This window comes from Neisseria sp. P0020.S003 (assembly GCF_051957095.1).
Classification (GTDB): Bacteria; Pseudomonadota; Gammaproteobacteria; order Burkholderiales; family Neisseriaceae; genus Neisseria; species Neisseria subflava.
The window spans coordinates 18,869-34,351 of sequence record NZ_JBQCWU010000020.1 but is presented as its reverse complement, the minus strand read 5'-3'; the positions used below and the strand labels follow the sequence as shown (position 1 = coordinate 34,351).

Sequence of the window (15,483 nt, the reverse complement as noted above, 5' to 3'; positions counted from 1 at the left end):
ATTACTACAACCGGGAGCGTTGCAGTTTGAAATTGAAAAAGCTGAGTCCTGTCGCATACAGAACCCAGCTTGCACAGAGCGCCTGAATAGGCTTTTATGAGTGTCCAAGATTTGGGGGCCAGTTCAGTTTTCAGACGGCCTTTTTTGAATCATCGAAACATCTTATGCATGGCATTGCTGATTAATTCGAGCTGTTTCTTATATTCGCGGCAACAGGGGCAGAGAGACAGGTGCACAGCAAGGGCAATACGGTTAAAAAGACTGAGGCGCACTTGGTCTTGCTGTTTGGAAATCAGATCGGTTATTTTTCGGCATTTTTTCATGGCATTTTCCTGTCAGGCATGGGAGAACCATTTGATTTGCAGACATTGACGCAAAGTTTCGCGCGCGCGGTGCATGATGGTGTGGTAGTTGGCATGGCTGATGCCGCATTGTTCGCGGATTTCATCGCTTGAAAAGCCGAGAATCTCTTTCATGGTAAACACGCGGGCGGTGTTTTCCGGCAGATGGTAGAGGCAGGTCTGTAAAACTTGGTAGAACTCTTTATTGTTCAAACTGGCTTCGGGCGAGTCCCAGCCCTGAGGCTGTCCTTCGTCCGTCCAATGCCCGTCGGCGGCAAAATGTCCTTCAAAGGCTTCATCTAAGGCTTCTTCGTCGCGCGTGACGAAAACTTGGCGTTGCCGCCCGATTTGGCGCAGGCAGTCGGTGATTTTGTTTTTTAAGATTGCAAACAGCCAGCTGCTCACTTGGGCGCCGCCTTTGAAACCCTCGGCCGCACGGTAGGCGGAAAGCATGGTTTCCTGTACAAGGTCTTCCGCCAAATCGGGGCGGTCGGGCAGCTGGATATGGGCAAAGCGCAGCAGCAGTTTACGGGATTCGGCAAGCTCGGCATCGGTCAGTTCGGGTAGGGCCATAATGTATCAGTATGAAAGGAATGATCAATATACTTTTGATTTTACGCTGATACGGCAAGAGCATGCGATTGAATCTATAAACGATTTCAGTAGTATTTTTGTTTCGCTGAAACCGACTGCGCCCGTTTCAGACGGCCTTGGTTTATGCCGCAACCAAAATGCCCTGTTCCCGCCAATCCGTCCATTTCTGCTTTAATGCGTCCTGCCAAACGTTTTCAGACGGCATGAACTCTGCCAGCATGGTTTGCAGGCCGTTTAGGGAAGTGGGCGTTTCTGCCAGCGTTTCCAGCAATAAGGCATCGAAATCGTCGAGCGTTTGGTACATCACGTCATCTTCCTTATCGCGCCACACCAAAACAGCAGTTTCCGCCTCCTGCAATTCGTCCGTCACGTCATACTGATAACGGCGCACAAAGGCAGCGGGAGAAAGGGTGTAGGCCAAATCGTCTGAATCGGCATGGGTTGTTTGGCTGTCGGTTTGAGCGGTTTCGGCGAGCAGCTGGGTGTGTTCAAAGTCCATCAATGCCAAGAGGTCGTCTGAAAGCGGCAGGCTTTGGCAATATCGGAGGAACTCGCCGGGGATTTCTTGAAAATAGGGCGTTTGGGCACGTGCGTCGCGGACGAAACCTTCTTTCAGACGGCCCCATTCTTCGCTGTCAAAGTATTGCAGCGTTTCGGTATAACAGCGGTCGATAAAGCTGTGAATATTGTTGCGTATCAGGCGGATATAGACGTTCAGGCGCTCTTGCGGCAAGCCGTCTGCGGCTTTACCTTCGCGTATGGCTTGGGCAAAGCGGTGTTGGTATTGGGCGGAGGTTTCAGGCTGCACGGCGGTATTCCTTTCCAGCACTCGTTTGATAGTCGGCGATTTTGGCGACTTCGGCTTCGAGTTCGGCAAAAGGCGGGAAATTGAAATCGCGTTCCAACAGGGTGGGCGGAATCGTCGGCAGTTTGGCATAGGCCAGTTCGAGCAAATCCCAAACGGTCGGCAAAACCGCCGCGCCATGCGTATCAATCAACAATTCCGGCGTTTCTACGTCATGCCCGGCAATATGGATATAGCACACGCGCTCTGCGTCCATATTTTCTAAAAAGGCTTCAGGCGACAACAGGCCGTGATTGACGGCGTTGACGTAGATATTGTTCACATCCAAATGAATGCCGCAGTCGGCTTCACGGGCAACAGCGTTGAGGAACTCGACTTCGTTCATTTCGGCAAGCGGGGAATGCAGGTAGTAGGAGGTGTTTTCTACGGCGATGCGGCAGCCCAATCGGTCTTGCACTTCGCGGATACGGCGCGCGGTATGTTGCACCATTTCTTCGGTGAAAGGCAGCGGTAACAAATCGTAAAGATGACCGCCGTCGTGGCAGTAACTCAAATGGTCGGAGAAAAACGTGCAGTCATAACGGCGCATCATTTCTTTGATGCCGTCTATCAAAGCAGTATCCAGCGGGGCTTGTCCGCCCAGCGACATGGATAATCCGTGCAACGCCAGCGGCAGCCGTTCCGCCACGCGGTCAAACTGTTTGCGCGCCCTACCGCCCATTTTCAGCCAGTTTTCGGGGGCGGCTTCGATAAAGCGTATCGGGCTGTCGTCTGAAAGCGAGAGGAAGTCTTCCGCCAAGTCGCGGCGGTAGCCCAAGCCTGCATGTTGAATCATGGTGATGTCCTGTTATGGTGCCGTATGAACGACAAAGTCGCATTTTCGTTTGTAAAATGCGACTTTGTTAAAGGTATGTTGCAGGATTATTTAGAACCGCATTTACCTTCGCCGCATTTGCCTTCTACTACTTTGGCAGCTTTGGCTTTAGATGCTTTGCCTTTTTTAGCGTGAGTTTTTTCCACGGTTGAACCGCATTTGCCTTCGCCACATTTGCCTTCGCTTGCTTTAGAAACAGCGCTTGCACCGCATGAACCTTCACCGGCTTTAACCGCACCGCAAGAGCCTTGAGCAGATTTTTGAACACCTGCTTTGCTGCTTAACGGTTTATCAGCGGCAACAACGCCGGCAGCCAGAGACAGGGACAGTGCACCGGCCAAAGCAGCAGCTACATTTTTTTTCATTTTAACTTCCTTTTAAAAATATGGGTTTAAATAAATCAAGGGATAATATCGGGCATTTAAAGTCGGCCCGCGACCGTGAATCATTAAAGAAAATGCTTGATGCGGCAACAGCGTTTCTTCAGCAGGGCATCCAAAGACAGACCGCCTGCGCCCTGCAATAGGACAGGAAATAAAACCACCAAATAAATCAGTGCCATTTTATAACCGTTGTCGCACACATTGTACCCCAAGCCGGCATGTACCGCAGACCATGCGACAGCCGTTACAACCATCAATCCCAGCGCGGACAGCCGCGTTGCCAAGCCGACGATGAGCAGCGCAGGCAAAACCAGTTCCGCCCACATGGCCAAATTCCAGTTGACCGTATCCGGTAACAAATTGAACGGAAAGGGAAATTGACTGTTGATATCTGCAAACCAGTTTTCCCCGTTCCATTTTTCCAGGCCGGACTCAAGAAATTCATACGCGGCAAAAAGCCTGAGTGCCAACAAGCCGAAAGCAGCCTGCCAAGAGAGATTGGATGAGGTGTTCATTTATTTTCCTAATCGATGTGTGTCGAATGGGATGGGACGAAAAATCAATCGGCACCATCCCATTTTTCATGCCTGTTTAGACGCGGCAGCTTTAAAAAACTGACAAAACAAATGAAGATATTTTCTTATTCATTGTTTTATAAAGATTAAAGATTCAAAAGGCCGTCTGAAACACCATGCTTGATTGGTTTCAGACGGCCTTTGATGATGATTGCAATCCATTAATCCGCTTGTTTGCACAATTCGACAATTTCCGCGCCGTATTTGTCGGTTTTCTCCTCATTCATGCCGTGGATTTCCGCCAGCTCTGCCAAATCTTGCGGCCGTCGGGCGGCAATGGCGCGCAAGGTGACTTTGCTGCATATCTGATAGGCTTCGAGGCCTTCATGGCGGGCAGTATCGATGTTCCACTGAAGCAGAAGGCGCATCAATCGGCGTTTGCGTTTGTCCTCTTCGCTCAGGCCGTCTGAAAACGGGCGACAGATGTTTAAAATGCCCTCGCCGTATTGTTCGATACGTTTTTCGCCGAGTTTATACACGCCCAACAGGTCGATGGGTTCAGCAGGCGTATTGGTCAGCAAGTCGTCCATGCTTTCGTTGGAAAATACCGTACCCAGCGTTACTTGATCGGCACTTGCCTGCTGCTCGCGCCAAGTTTCCAAAGCCTGTTTTAAGGCCTGTTCGCGCTCGCCCAAACTGTGGATAACTTGTGCGCTGTCTGTGGAAACCGTACCGGCTTCGGCCGTTTCGCAAACGTCGAGTATCTCCAAACCGAATTTATTGATTTTCGCCTCGCCCAAGCCGTAGATTTGATGTAAATCTTCCAAACTTCGGGGCATTTTTTCGACAATATCGCGCAGGGTTTTGTCGCCGCAAACCACATAGGCCGGCACTTCTTCTGCCCGGGCACGTTGTTGCCGCCATTGGCGCAACGCCTGCCACAAACGCTCTTCGCGTTCTGTACGCAACCAATCGTCTTTCGGCTTTTGGGTGGCTGTTTTTTCGCGCCGCAGGGGGCGCAGCATGACTTCGGTTTCGCCCTTGAGGACTTGTTTGGCCGCTTCGGTCAGCTGCAGGGCTTGATGTTGCTCGACGTTGACGGTGAGATAGCCCAGGCTGATGCACTGGCGGATGACGCTGCGCCACTCCTTGTCGGTCTGTTCGCTGCCGATGCCGAATGTGGATAACTTATCATGGCCGTTGCGCTGTATCCAATCATCGCTTTTACCGCGCAAAAGGTTGGTGATGTAACCGGTGGCAAAACGTTGTCCGGAGCGGTACACGCAGCTGAGTAATTTTTGCACCAACACCGTACCGTCAAACCGCACGGGCGGATGCAGGCAGTTGTCGCAATGGCCGCAGGGTTCGGATTCTTCGCCAAAATGTTTGAGCAGCAGTACGCGGCGGCAGGTGGCGGTTTCGCAGACGGAAAGCATGGCATCGAGTTTTTGCATTTCGATTTGCTTTTGCACCTCGTCGCTGTTGCCCTCGGCAATCCGTTCGCGCAACAACACCCAATCGTTCAAACCGTAACACAGCCAGCTAACGGCAGGCAGTCCGTCCCGGCCGGCACGCCCCGATTCCTGATAGAAATGTTCGACACTCTGGGGCATATCGAGATGGGCGACAAAGCGCACGTCAGGTTTGTCTATGCCCATGCCGAACGCCACGGTCGCCACCACGATAATATTGTCTTCATGCGTAAAGCGGCGTTGGTTTTCCTCACGCACGCCCATGCTCAAACCGGCATGATACGGAATCGCCTCCAAACCGTTTTCACACAAAAACTGAGCCACATCCTCGACTTTTTTGCGGCTTAAACAATACACAATGCCGCTTTGCCCATGCATCTGCTTGCGGATGAAATCCAGCAATTGTTTTTTGCCATTGTTTTTCTCGATAACCTGATAATAAATATTCGGGCGGTCAAAGCTGGAGATAAATTCGGGCGCATTGTCCAAATGCAGATAATGCTTGATGTCGGCGCGCGTGGCCGCATCGGCGGTAGCGGTCAGGGCGATGCGCGGGATGTTCGGATAGCGTTCGGCAAGAATGCCGAGCTGTTGATATTCAGGGCGGAAATCGTGTCCCCATTGGCTGACGCAATGCGCCTCATCAATGGCAAATAGACTGACGGTTTGTTGGTCGAGAAAACGTAAAAATCGGTCGGTAACCAAGCGTTCCGGTGCGACATAAAGCAGTTTCAGACGGCCTTGGGCAAGCTTGTCGGCAATCTCGCGCGCCTCATCTGCCGATGTACTGCTGTTGACTGCCGCCGCTTCAATCCCGGCCACATGCAGACTGGCCACTTGATCGTTCATCAACGCAATCAGCGGCGATACGACAACCGCCACGCCTTCTCGCATCAGCGCCGGAATCTGGTAACACAAAGACTTGCCCCCGCCCGTCGGCATCAGCACCATCAAACTCTCGCCGCCGGCCAAAGCATTGACAATAGCCTCCTGCTTGCCACGAAATTCGGGATAACCGAATACTTCGTGCAAAATCTGTTTGGCGGTCGGCTGAGGCATAATGGTTCCGTAGAATAGGGGAAAGCGTTATTTTAACGGTTTTACACCCGCGTATGTGCGGAACATTTTTCCGCCGCTTTTTCAGACGGCCTGAAATTCAAATCTATTCAATTTATTTAATTTTAAATAAAGATTTGTTTCATTTTGAATAAAATATATAAAGGCCGTTTGAAACCTGATATTAGGGTTTCAGACGGCCTTTCAAAAATAAAATCTTTAGGCTTTTTTGACAAACTCAGATTTCAAGTTCATCGCGCTGCCATCGATTTTGCAACCGATATTGTGGTCGCCCTCTTGCAGGCGGATGCCTTTGACTTTGGTGCCTTGCTTGATGACCATAGAGCTGCCTTTGACTTTCAGATCTTTAATCAAAACAACCGTATCACCATCTTGCAAGACCGCGCCGTTGGCATCTTTGACTTCCAAGGCATCATCGCCGGTAGCCGCAGCATCGGCCTCGTTCCACTCATGGGCGCACTCAGGGCAAACGTATTGAGCGCCGTCTTCGTAAGTGTATTCGGAGTGGCATTTCGGGCAGGGAGGTAGGGACATGAGGTTTCCTTATAAATATGATAAAAGAAGCGTAAAACGCAAATAATACAATGTCTAAATTATTGCTTCGCCTTGCTGCCGCCTGCACCGTAAACGGCATTCCAAGCCGCGTCCAACATCTGACCGGCTTGTTGCAGCTTGGCATTTTGCTGCTCTTTCTGAGCCAAGGCCGTCTGAATTTCGCCTTTCAAACGGTCAATATCGGATTGCGCGGTCTGCAAACGGCGCTGCGCGCTTTCCAAATCGCTTTGCAGGGAAATGATTTTGCTGTCGTTGCTGTTTTGCTCATGCAAAGCGGCACGGTAAACCGATTGGACGGACAGCAAACGGTCTTCCGCCTCACCGGCATACGCCGCGGCGGCAGATAGCATCATCAGGGCAAGTAAGGTTTTTTTCATGGGTTTTCCTTTAAAGTTGTTTGATTTGCAAAGTAAAGCGCAGAGCTGATTTTTCAGCCGCCAAGTTTACATAATATGCTTATTGGTCTTTGTTCTTGATGGTTTATTTTATCCAATCCGGACATTCAGGCTGCCGATAAAAGTTAATTCAATCAACTGTTGCAGCAGGCAGGTCGCTATTATTTTCTCATATTATTCTCTGCCTTATTCCATTATTTTCTGGTTTTATTAGAAAAGGCCGTCTGAAAAATTTTCAGACGGCCTTCCCTTTTATTACATCTTAAGAACGACTCATCCCCTGTGCTTGTGACTGAGCATACTGTCTTTGTTGTTCTTCATACTCAAAACGCTGCGTCGCTTCCTGAACCTTTGCAAGGCTTTCTTCTATCGGAATATAGGCTGCTGTCTGCATATCCATAGATACTCGATTCAATATGGGATTACGCTCACCAATCAGATACTGTCCGTCTTTTACATTAAACAGCGTGACATCTGTCATTTTTTTAGAATAACCCAACGCAGTAAGAGCCATTGCGGAGTTTTGCAGTTTTGCTTCCTCAATCGGTATCCCATTTTTCTCATGGTATTCGGTTAGATGTTCTTTTACTGCATTGAAAAGATTTTGGGTTTCAGGGGCAAGAGATTGTAGTTTGGATACAAAGAAAGACTGTGAATATTGTAGTAGCTGTTCTTTCTCATTTTCAAATGATAATCTCATTTCCTCAGTAAAAACGTGATTATCTTTCAAATTATTTATTGTCTCTCCTCTTTTTACTGCATCATAGATCCATTTTTCCAATGGATCTTTAGTTTCTCCTTTGATTTTTGCTTGTTCCCATTTAAAATATTCCTTTTGTCCAACGGCATTATTCCATTTATCCATGTTAACTTCTTTTCGCCAATCCTCCATACTCATGTTAGCAGGCTTATTAGAAATATCTTCATGATCATCAAGTATTGCTTTAGCTCGATCACGTCCTATTGCCTTGGATAATTCATGAAATTGATCCTGAAATACAGGGTAAACAATACCAGAACCAGATATTAATGTACTTTCAGCTACTTTTTGAATATTTTGAGTAATAACTGCACTTAAAAGAGCATGTCTATATGCATCATAGCTATTATTATGTGGTCTTTTGTCATCTTCCCCTGCAAAGCCACCATATTCATTAGCCTTTCTTACTGCATACGACACAAAAGTACTAGGACTATAATAGTAATCACTCATTTTCACACTTCCCTAAATTAAAGTTAGAAAAATTTGAATTATTTGATATTTCTGCCTGTAAACAAATATTTTTATTTACGGGATAACAAACTTCGGGTTGTTTATTCATAGGCCATGATTCAATGTAATAAACCTCCTCAAATTTTCCATTTTTTTTACCCCAAAATATTGTTTTATCTTCTACCATTTTGTAAAAAAATAAATCTTGTCCTAATTTATTCTCAAAATCAGTTTTCAATACATAAGGTTCTTGAATACAAACTTCATCATACCCATTAAAAATCTCGATTAAAGGGATACTACTTTTTCCTTGAATTAATGGGAATAAGTTATTATTTCCATTAAAAAATCTAAAAAATAGACAAATAAATACTATTATTATAAATATAAGTACCAGAATAACTTTAAAAAAAATATTTTTCATAATCATACCATTATAGAGACGTAATGATTATACGTCTGAAGACTAAATCTTGACAACCCAAAAGGCCGTCTGAAACATTTCAGACGGCCTTTTATTATTCATGCCTTACGAACGAATCCGTTTCAACACTTCTTCTTTGCCGATTAATGCCAATACGGCATCAACGCTTGGGGTTTTTGCCGTACCGCAGACAGCGAGGCGCAAAGGCATGCCGAGTTTGCCCATTTTAATGCCTTCTTCGTCGCAGAAAGGTTTGAAGAGGTCGTGAATGGCTTCGGCGGTCCAGTCTTCCAAACCTTCGAGGCGTTCGGCAAAGCGCAGCATACGGACGGCGGCTTCGTCGTCCCAGTGTTTCTGCACGTCTGCTTCGGCAGGCGTTTGTTTAACGTAGAAGTAGAGGCACTCGTCGGCAAGCGTATTCAGATCTTGGGCGCGGTCTTTGACCAATGCCAACACATCTTCCAAAGCAGGCTTGCTTGTTTCATGGATATCGCGCAGGGCGAGGCGCGGTTTCACCATTTCGGCTAGTTTTTCGTTGGCGGTGATTTTGATGTGTTCGCCGTTGATCCAGTAGAGTTTTTTCAAATCCATACGGCTTGGAGACGGGGAGACGTCTTTCAAATCAAACCATTCGATGAATTGTTCCATCGTGAAGAACTCGTCGTCGCCGTGCGCCCAGCCCAAACGCGCCAGATAGTTGAGCATGGCTTCGGGCAGGATGCCCATTGCGCCGAAATCGGTGATGGCGACGGTATCGCCGCTGCGTTTGGAGATTTTTTTGCCTTGTTCGTTGAGAATCATGGGCAGGTGGCCGTATTCGGGCAGGTTTGCGCCGATGGCTTTTAAGATGTTGATTTGTTTCGGCGTGTTGTTCACATGGTCGTCGCCGCGGATAACGTGGGTAACGCCCATGTCGTAGTCGTCCACGACAACGCAGAAGTTGTAAGTCGGTGTGCCGTCGGCGCGGGCGATAATCAGGTCGTCAAGCGCTTCGTTGGGAATAGAGATTTCGCCTTTGACCAAGTCCGTCCATTTGGTGACGCCGTCCAAAGGTGTTCTGAAACGGACAACGGGTTGCACGTCGGCAGGGATTTCGGGCAGGGTTTTGCCTTCTTCCGGACGCCAGTGGCGGTCGTAAGTCGCCGTGCCTTCTTTTTCGGCTTTCTCACGCATGGCTTCCAGCTCTTCTTTGCTGCAATAGCAGTAGTAGGCATGGCCTTTTTCTAAAAGTTCGGCAATGACTTCTTTGTAGCGGTCGAAACGGCGGGTTTGGTAAACGACGTTGTCGGCGTTGTCGTAGTTCAGACCGACCCATTTCATGCCGTCAAGGATGATGTTGACGGATTCGGCAGTAGAGCGCGCCAAGTCGGTGTCTTCGATACGCAATAAGAATTCGCCTTTATGATGGCGGGCAAACGCCCATGAGAACAGGGCGGTGCGTACGCCGCCGATGTGCAGGTAGCCGGTGGGGCTGGGGGCGAAACGGGTTTTGACGGTCATGATGGCTCCAAAATCTTTGAAAACAGGTATTTTACTTTTTCGGCGTGGTTTAAACAATGTAAGGCCGTCTGAAAATAATGTCGGCGCAGAAGGACCGCCTGGGAACTTTTCTCCTGAAAACAAATCAAATATAATGATAATTATTTCTTTTAAAGGATCCACTCATGAACAAACGCGCTTTATTTGCCGCCCTCGCCCTCCTGCCCCTTTTTGCCCAAGCCGAAATCAAAACTATCAAAGACGTATTGGGACGCGAAGTCAAAGTCGATGTCCCTGTCAAACGCGCGGTTTTGGCGTTTTACTATCCCGACTATATCGCGGTAACGGGCGCGGACAAATTTAAAAACGTCATCGGCATTTCGCGTGAGTTTTGGGAGAAATTCAATCCCGGCAGCTGGGCGATGTTCAAACAGAAGCTGCCTACGCTGCAAAACATTGCGGACATCGGCAACATCAACACCGGCACGTTTTCACTGGAGAAAACGCTCGCGCTCAAGCCGGACGTATTGATTCTGGCCGACTGGCAGTATAAGGCCATCGCCACCCATCTGCCGCGCATTAAAGCGGCAGGCATACCCGTCGTCGTGGTCGATTTCAACGCCGAAACCGTCGCACGGCACACGCGCAGTGCGGAAATTTTCGGCGAACTCAACGGTACGCAGGCGCGCGCCCAAAAAATTGCCGCCGAATACGCCCGAGGCATTGCCGACATCCAAAAACGCGTCGCACGCGCCAAGCAGTCCAAACCGAAAATCTATATCGAGTTCGGCGACAAAGGCCCGTCCGAATACAGCTACACCTTCGGCAAAGATATGTGGGGCGCGATTGCCGACACAGCAGGCGGCAACAATATCGCCGCGCCTTACGTTAAAAACTGGGGACCGATAAACCCTGAAAAATTCCTGACGGCCAAACCCGACGTCATCGTCATTTCGGGGACGGAAAACGGCCATAAAGACAAGCCTGACATTATGGCGATGGGCATAGGCATCAGCCAGGCCGATGCGCAACGCCGCCTGGCCGGATTTGTCAAACGCAAAGGCTGGGCAGACATTCCTGCCGTCAAAAACAAACGCGTTTACGGCATCTACCACACCGCCTCCCGCTCGCTCGCCGATTTGGCCAGCGCGCAATTTATCGCCAAAACCCTGTATCCGCAGCAGTTTGCCGACATAGAACCAAACAAGACCTATCTGGACTTCTACCGCAAATACCTGCCCGTCGTGCCGGACGGTACGTTTTACATCCAATTGAAATAGCGGCTGCAAAAATCATAGGCTCAGGCCGTCTGAAGATTCAGACGGCCTGAACATGCTATGCCGATAAAAATTTAATGAGTATAATTACTGTTCTTTCAACAAAATTACTGGGTACGTATGAACGGACAAAACCAAATCGGCCATCAGCAGGCTCCTGTTGTAAGCGTCAAAGAATGGTTGCTAACAAACTTGATTTTGATGATTCCGCTAGTCAATATAGTTATGATGCTTGTGTGGGCATTCAGCTCAAACACCAATCCGAATAAAGCCAATTATTTCAAGGCTGCCTTGATTCTGTTTGCCATCGTAATGGCAATTTATCTGGTGCTGGCTGTAGTCATTTTTGACAGTATAGCTGCAAATCAATATCAATAAGTAAGCATACATTTAGGCCGTCTGAAACCTAAAAGGATTCAGACGGCCTTTTACATGGATTACCGAAGGCTCAACCACCTATCCAATTCCAAACGGCATCGCTCCATTTGCCGATACGGTAGAGAAACAATGAATAGCTCTCCTGCATCAGAAACTTAGCTTTCTTGCTGCGCTCGTCAAAGCGCGTGGTCGGGGTGGCGGAGAACTGCGCGTCTGACAAGCCCAAATCGGCGGCCATTTCTTCGGCTCGCGCCAAATGATACGGGTCGCTGACAACGATAATGCTGCCGACTCCGTTGGCGTGCATGATGGGGACGATATTGCGCAGGTTTTCGTAAGTATTGCGCGACGTGTTTTCAAACAGGATATTGTGCGCCGGTATGCCCTGCTTGAGCGCGTATCGGCGCCCCACTTCGGCTTCGGTCATAAATCCTTTTTTGGGTGTGCCGCCGGTGAAAATGATTTTGCCGACCCGATGGCTTTGGTAGAGCGTGATGGCATGGTTGATGCGCTCACGAAATACCGGCGACGGGCGTTTGTCCCATGCCGCCGCACCCAACACCACCGCCGCATCGGCATGAGCGTCCTTCGGCAAGGTTTGCAAACCTGTCCGGTAAATCTGCCATGTGCCGGTCAAAAAAATACCGCACACCAGCAAAACGCTCAAAGCAAGGCCGCGAAACAGATAATATCGCAGGCCATTGCGGCTTTTAAACAGGGAAATCATCGTTCAGACGGCCTTATCCAACCCTATCAGCCGAGTAGGGCGGCAATGTTTTCCAACGGACGGCCGATGGCTGCGCGCGTAGGCGTTACCAAAATGGGACGCTCGAGCAGGGCAGGGTGTTCGGCGATTGCCTGAAGCAGGGCGGCATTGTCCAAATCGGGATTGTCCAAACCCAATTCTTTGTACAAATCGTCTTTCGTGCGCATCATGCCGCGCACCGATTCGATGCTGAGTTTGGCAAACATATCCTGCAAAGTCGCCAAATCAGGCGCGGTATCCAGATATTTGACTACATCGGCGGCAACGCCTTTTTCTTCGAGCAAAGCCAGCGCGGCACGCGATTTGCTGCAACGCGGGTTGTGATAAAGTGTGAATTCAGACGGCATGAAAGTCTCCGTATTATTGCAAAATCATTCAATGATGGCGGTTATTATCGTCTGCAACTGATTTTTACTCAAACTTTTTACCTGATATCTTGATACGAATCGGTAGGCATACCCACCAAACCGTTTTACAATAAACCCAATTTCGATTGGCAACCTCAAGGATACAACCATGAAAGCCTTAACCGCCCTTCTCTTGTCCGCCACCGTTTTTACCGCTGCGCCGGCCTTTGCCGCCGAAGAAACGGCAGGTTGGCAGGACAACAAACCGCAAAGCCTGGAGTCACTCAAAGCCCCCGTGCGCGTGGTCAACCTTTGGGCAACCTGGTGCGGCCCCTGCCGTAAAGAAATGCCCGCCATGTCGGCATGGTACAAAGCTCAGAAAAAAGGCAGCGTCGATATGGTCGGCATCGCGCTGGATACGACCGACAACATCGGCAAGTTCCTGAAACAAACGCCGGTCAGCTATCCGATTTGGCGTTACACCGGCGCCAACAGCCGCAACTTCATGAAAGCCCACGGCAACAACGTCGGCGTATTGCCCTTCACTGTCGTCGAAGCGCCGAAATGCGGCTACAAACAAACCATCACCGGCGAAGTCAACGAAAAAAGCCTGACCGCCGCCGTGAATTTGGCCAAAACCAAATGTAAATAAAACAGCGGATAAGGTGCTTAACCTACGCTGATACCGAGGCCGTCTGAAACCCAATCGTTCAGACGGCCCTTTTTCAAACCATATTGCTTTGTGTTGCAAACCGGCAGTGTCTCCACAGGCAGAACCGAGTTTTCACTATCAAAAAGCAGCCGAAATATTTATAATCTGTGAATATCCCCATTTTTTCAGACGGCATGTTGCCCTATCGATGACGCCGGCCGTCTGACTCCCTATTTTCAGGAAAACCCATGATCCGTTTCGAACAAGTTTCCAAAACCTATCCCGGCGGTTTCGAAGCCCTAAAAAATGTCAGTTTCCAGATTAACAAAGGTGAGATGATTTTTATCGCCGGCCATTCGGGTTCGGGCAAATCCACCATTTTGAAGCTGATTTCAGGCATTACCAAGCCTACCAAAGGCAAGGTTTGGTTCAACAATCAAGACCTCGGCACCTTGAGCGACAATCAGATCGGCTTTATGCGCCAACATATCGGCATTGTCTTCCAAGACCACAAAATCCTCTACGACCGCAATGTCTTGCAAAACGTTATCCTGCCTTTGCGGATCAGCGGCTACCAGCCGCGCAAAGCTGAAGAGCGCGCGCGTATTGCGATTGAGAAAGTCGGCTTGAAAGGCCGCGAAAACGATATGCCCATCGCTTTGTCCGGCGGCGAACAACAACGTTTGTGCATCGCGCGCGCAGTGGTTCACCAACCCAGTCTGCTGATTGCCGACGAGCCGTCCGCCAGCCTCGACCGCGCCTATGCGCTGGATATTATGGAATTGTTCAAAACCTTCCATGAAGCAGGCACGACCGTGATCGTTGCGGCGCACGATGAAACGCTGATGGCGGATTACGGCCACCGCGTCTTGCGCCTGCAGAAAGGACGCCTCGCATGAGCATGATTCATTACATCTCGTTACACGTCGAATCGGCGCGCGCCGCGCTCAAAGAGCTTCTGCGCCAACCCATCGGCACGCTGCTGACCCTGCTCATGCTTGCCGTTGCCATGACCTTGCCGCTGTTTATGTATTTGGGTATCCAAAGCGGGCAAAGCGTATTGGGTAAACTCAACGAATCGCCACAGATTACGGTTTATATGGACACTGATGCAGCAAGTTCTGATGCCGATACGGTGAAAAACCTGCTCCAGCGCGACAGCCGTATCGATAAAGTCCGCTTTATCAGCAAGCAGGAAGGTTTGGAAGAATTGCAAACCAATCTCGACCAAAACCTCGTTTCCATGCTCGATGGCAACCCATTGCCCGACGTCTTTATCGTTACACCCGACCCTGCCACTTCTCCGGATCAGATGCAGGCCATCTATAAAGACATTACCAAACTGCCGCGCGTCGAATCAGCAACCATGGATACCGAATGGGTACAGACCCTTTATCGTATTAACGAATTTATCCGCAAGATTTTGTGGTTCCTCTCGCTGACTTTGGGCATGGCCTTTGTCTTGGTGGCACACAACACCATCCGCCTGCAAATCCTCAGCCGCAAGGAAGAGTTGGAAATCACCAAGCTGTTGGGTGCGCCCGCTTCCTTCATCCGCCGCCCTTTCCTTTATCAGGCAATGTGGCAGAGTATTTTCTCAGCCGCCGTCAGCTTGGGCTTGTCGGCTTGGCTGCTGGCCGAAGTACGGCCGCTGGTGGACGCGATTTTCAAACCCTACGGTCTGAACATCGGCTGGCGTTTCTTCACATTTAGCGAAGTGTCGCTGGTATTCGGCTTCGTCATCGCGCTGGGCATATTCGGCGCATGGCTGGCCACCACGCAACACCTCTTAGGCTTCAAAGCCAAAAAATAAGCCTTGGCAAACAGGCCGTCTGAACCATTCAGACGGCCTGAAATCTTATCCTTTCGCAACTTAAACAAACCTTGTGAAAATTTAATACTGCCAAATCTAACAGCAAGGGCATAATCCCTTATA

19 protein-coding genes are annotated in these 15,483 nt (G+C 49.3%); 6 read left to right on the top strand and 13 right to left on the bottom strand.

Annotated features, from left to right (window positions below; genetic code table 11):
• A partial coding sequence (locus ACTHTQ_RS09775) for an IS3 family transposase (RefSeq protein ID WP_159069413.1) occupies positions 1-86 on the top strand: 86 nt, incomplete at its 5' end.
• A 249-nt stretch (positions 87-335) separates the two neighbouring features.
• Here the strand turns inward: ACTHTQ_RS09775 and ACTHTQ_RS09770 are convergent.
• The 11 genes from ACTHTQ_RS09770 to gltX form a co-directional block, all read right to left on the bottom strand.
• Positions 336-914 carry a sigma-70 family RNA polymerase sigma factor gene (locus ACTHTQ_RS09770; RefSeq protein ID WP_107857761.1) on the bottom strand — a complete coding sequence of 193 codons (579 nt, stop codon included), beginning with the start codon at positions 912-914 and terminating at the stop codon, positions 336-338.
• Between the two features lie 142 nt (positions 915-1,056).
• Positions 1,057-1,743, bottom strand: coding sequence for an HvfC family RiPP maturation protein (locus tag ACTHTQ_RS09765; RefSeq protein ID WP_440363792.1), 687 nt, complete (start codon positions 1,741-1,743; stop codon positions 1,057-1,059).
• Positions 1,733-2,575 (bottom strand): HvfB family MNIO-type RiPP peptide maturase, encoded by an 843-nt coding sequence (locus tag ACTHTQ_RS09760; RefSeq protein WP_440363791.1) that lies wholly within the window; start codon positions 2,573-2,575, stop codon positions 1,733-1,735. Before ACTHTQ_RS09760 ends, ACTHTQ_RS09765 begins: the two co-directional genes overlap by 11 nt.
• Positions 2,576-2,661: 86 nt before the next feature.
• Entirely contained in the window at positions 2,662-2,979 is a 318-nt protein-coding gene (locus ACTHTQ_RS09755) for an HvfA family oxazolone/thioamide-modified RiPP metallophore (RefSeq protein ID WP_003686668.1), read from the bottom strand.
• An 83-nt stretch (positions 2,980-3,062) separates the two neighbouring features.
• Entirely contained in the window at positions 3,063-3,512 is a 450-nt protein-coding gene (locus ACTHTQ_RS09750) for an HvfX family Cu-binding RiPP maturation protein (RefSeq protein WP_440363790.1), read from the bottom strand.
• Between the two features lie 221 nt (positions 3,513-3,733).
• Positions 3,734-6,043 (bottom strand): DNA helicase RecQ, encoded by a 2,310-nt coding sequence (recQ, locus tag ACTHTQ_RS09745; protein ID WP_308187019.1) that lies wholly within the window; start codon positions 6,041-6,043, stop codon positions 3,734-3,736.
• A gap of 216 nt (positions 6,044-6,259) precedes the next feature.
• Positions 6,260-6,595: a zinc ribbon domain-containing protein YjdM gene (locus ACTHTQ_RS09740; RefSeq protein WP_049349236.1), complete on the bottom strand. Its 336-nt coding sequence runs from the start codon at positions 6,593-6,595 to the stop codon at positions 6,260-6,262.
• Positions 6,596-6,654: 59 nt separating this feature from the next.
• Positions 6,655-6,993 (bottom strand): hypothetical protein, encoded by a 339-nt coding sequence (locus ACTHTQ_RS09735; RefSeq protein WP_440363789.1) that lies wholly within the window; start codon positions 6,991-6,993, stop codon positions 6,655-6,657.
• A gap of 280 nt (positions 6,994-7,273) precedes the next feature.
• Complete coding sequence (locus ACTHTQ_RS09730; RefSeq protein ID WP_440363788.1) at positions 7,274-8,224, bottom strand: hypothetical protein; 951 nt, start codon at positions 8,222-8,224, stop codon at positions 7,274-7,276.
• The gene (locus ACTHTQ_RS09725; RefSeq protein WP_440363787.1) at positions 8,217-8,648 is read right to left on the bottom strand and encodes a hypothetical protein; all 432 of its coding nucleotides are present in this window, start codon (positions 8,646-8,648) and stop codon (positions 8,217-8,219) included. The genes ACTHTQ_RS09730 and ACTHTQ_RS09725 overlap by 8 nt, the downstream gene beginning before the upstream one ends.
• Before the next feature lie 105 nt (positions 8,649-8,753).
• On the bottom strand, positions 8,754-10,148 hold the full coding sequence (gene gltX, locus ACTHTQ_RS09720; protein ID WP_440363786.1) for a glutamate--tRNA ligase: 1,395 nt from the start codon (positions 10,146-10,148) through the stop codon (positions 8,754-8,756).
• 164 nt (positions 10,149-10,312) lie between these two features.
• Between gltX and ACTHTQ_RS09715 the strand changes: the two genes are divergently transcribed.
• Both ACTHTQ_RS09715 and ACTHTQ_RS09710 read left to right on the top strand, forming a co-directional pair.
• On the top strand, positions 10,313-11,407 hold the full coding sequence (locus ACTHTQ_RS09715) for an ABC transporter substrate-binding protein (RefSeq protein ID WP_440363785.1): 1,095 nt from the start codon (positions 10,313-10,315) through the stop codon (positions 11,405-11,407).
• 117 nt (positions 11,408-11,524) lie between these two features.
• On the top strand, positions 11,525-11,782 hold the full coding sequence (locus ACTHTQ_RS09710) for a hypothetical protein (RefSeq protein WP_440363784.1): 258 nt from the start codon (positions 11,525-11,527) through the stop codon (positions 11,780-11,782).
• Positions 11,783-11,852: 70 nt separating this feature from the next.
• Here the strand turns inward: ACTHTQ_RS09710 and ACTHTQ_RS09705 are convergent, their stop codons facing one another.
• On the bottom strand, positions 11,853-12,509 hold the full coding sequence (locus tag ACTHTQ_RS09705) for a YdcF family protein (RefSeq protein WP_440363783.1): 657 nt from the start codon (positions 12,507-12,509) through the stop codon (positions 11,853-11,855).
• A gap of 26 nt (positions 12,510-12,535) precedes the next feature.
• Complete coding sequence (gene arsC / locus ACTHTQ_RS09700; protein WP_440363782.1) at positions 12,536-12,895, bottom strand: arsenate reductase (glutaredoxin); 360 nt, start codon at positions 12,893-12,895, stop codon at positions 12,536-12,538.
• Positions 12,896-13,064: 169 nt separating this feature from the next.
• Between arsC and ACTHTQ_RS09695 the strand changes: the two genes are divergently transcribed.
• The 3 genes from ACTHTQ_RS09695 to ftsX all read left to right on the top strand — a co-directional run bounded on the left by ACTHTQ_RS09695 (position 13,065) and on the right by ftsX (position 15,360).
• Positions 13,065-13,547, top strand: a complete 483-nt coding sequence (locus tag ACTHTQ_RS09695) for a TlpA disulfide reductase family protein (RefSeq protein WP_070631994.1) — start codon at positions 13,065-13,067, stop codon at positions 13,545-13,547.
• Between the two features lie 248 nt (positions 13,548-13,795).
• Entirely contained in the window at positions 13,796-14,446 is a 651-nt protein-coding gene (gene ftsE / locus ACTHTQ_RS09690) for a cell division ATP-binding protein FtsE (protein WP_049328769.1), read from the top strand.
• Positions 14,443-15,360 carry a permease-like cell division protein FtsX gene (gene ftsX / locus ACTHTQ_RS09685; protein WP_003686699.1) on the top strand — a complete coding sequence of 306 codons (918 nt, stop codon included), beginning with the start codon at positions 14,443-14,445 and terminating at the stop codon, positions 15,358-15,360. The genes ftsE and ftsX overlap by 4 nt, the downstream gene beginning before the upstream one ends.
• The last annotated feature ends 123 nt before the right edge of the window (positions 15,361-15,483 follow it).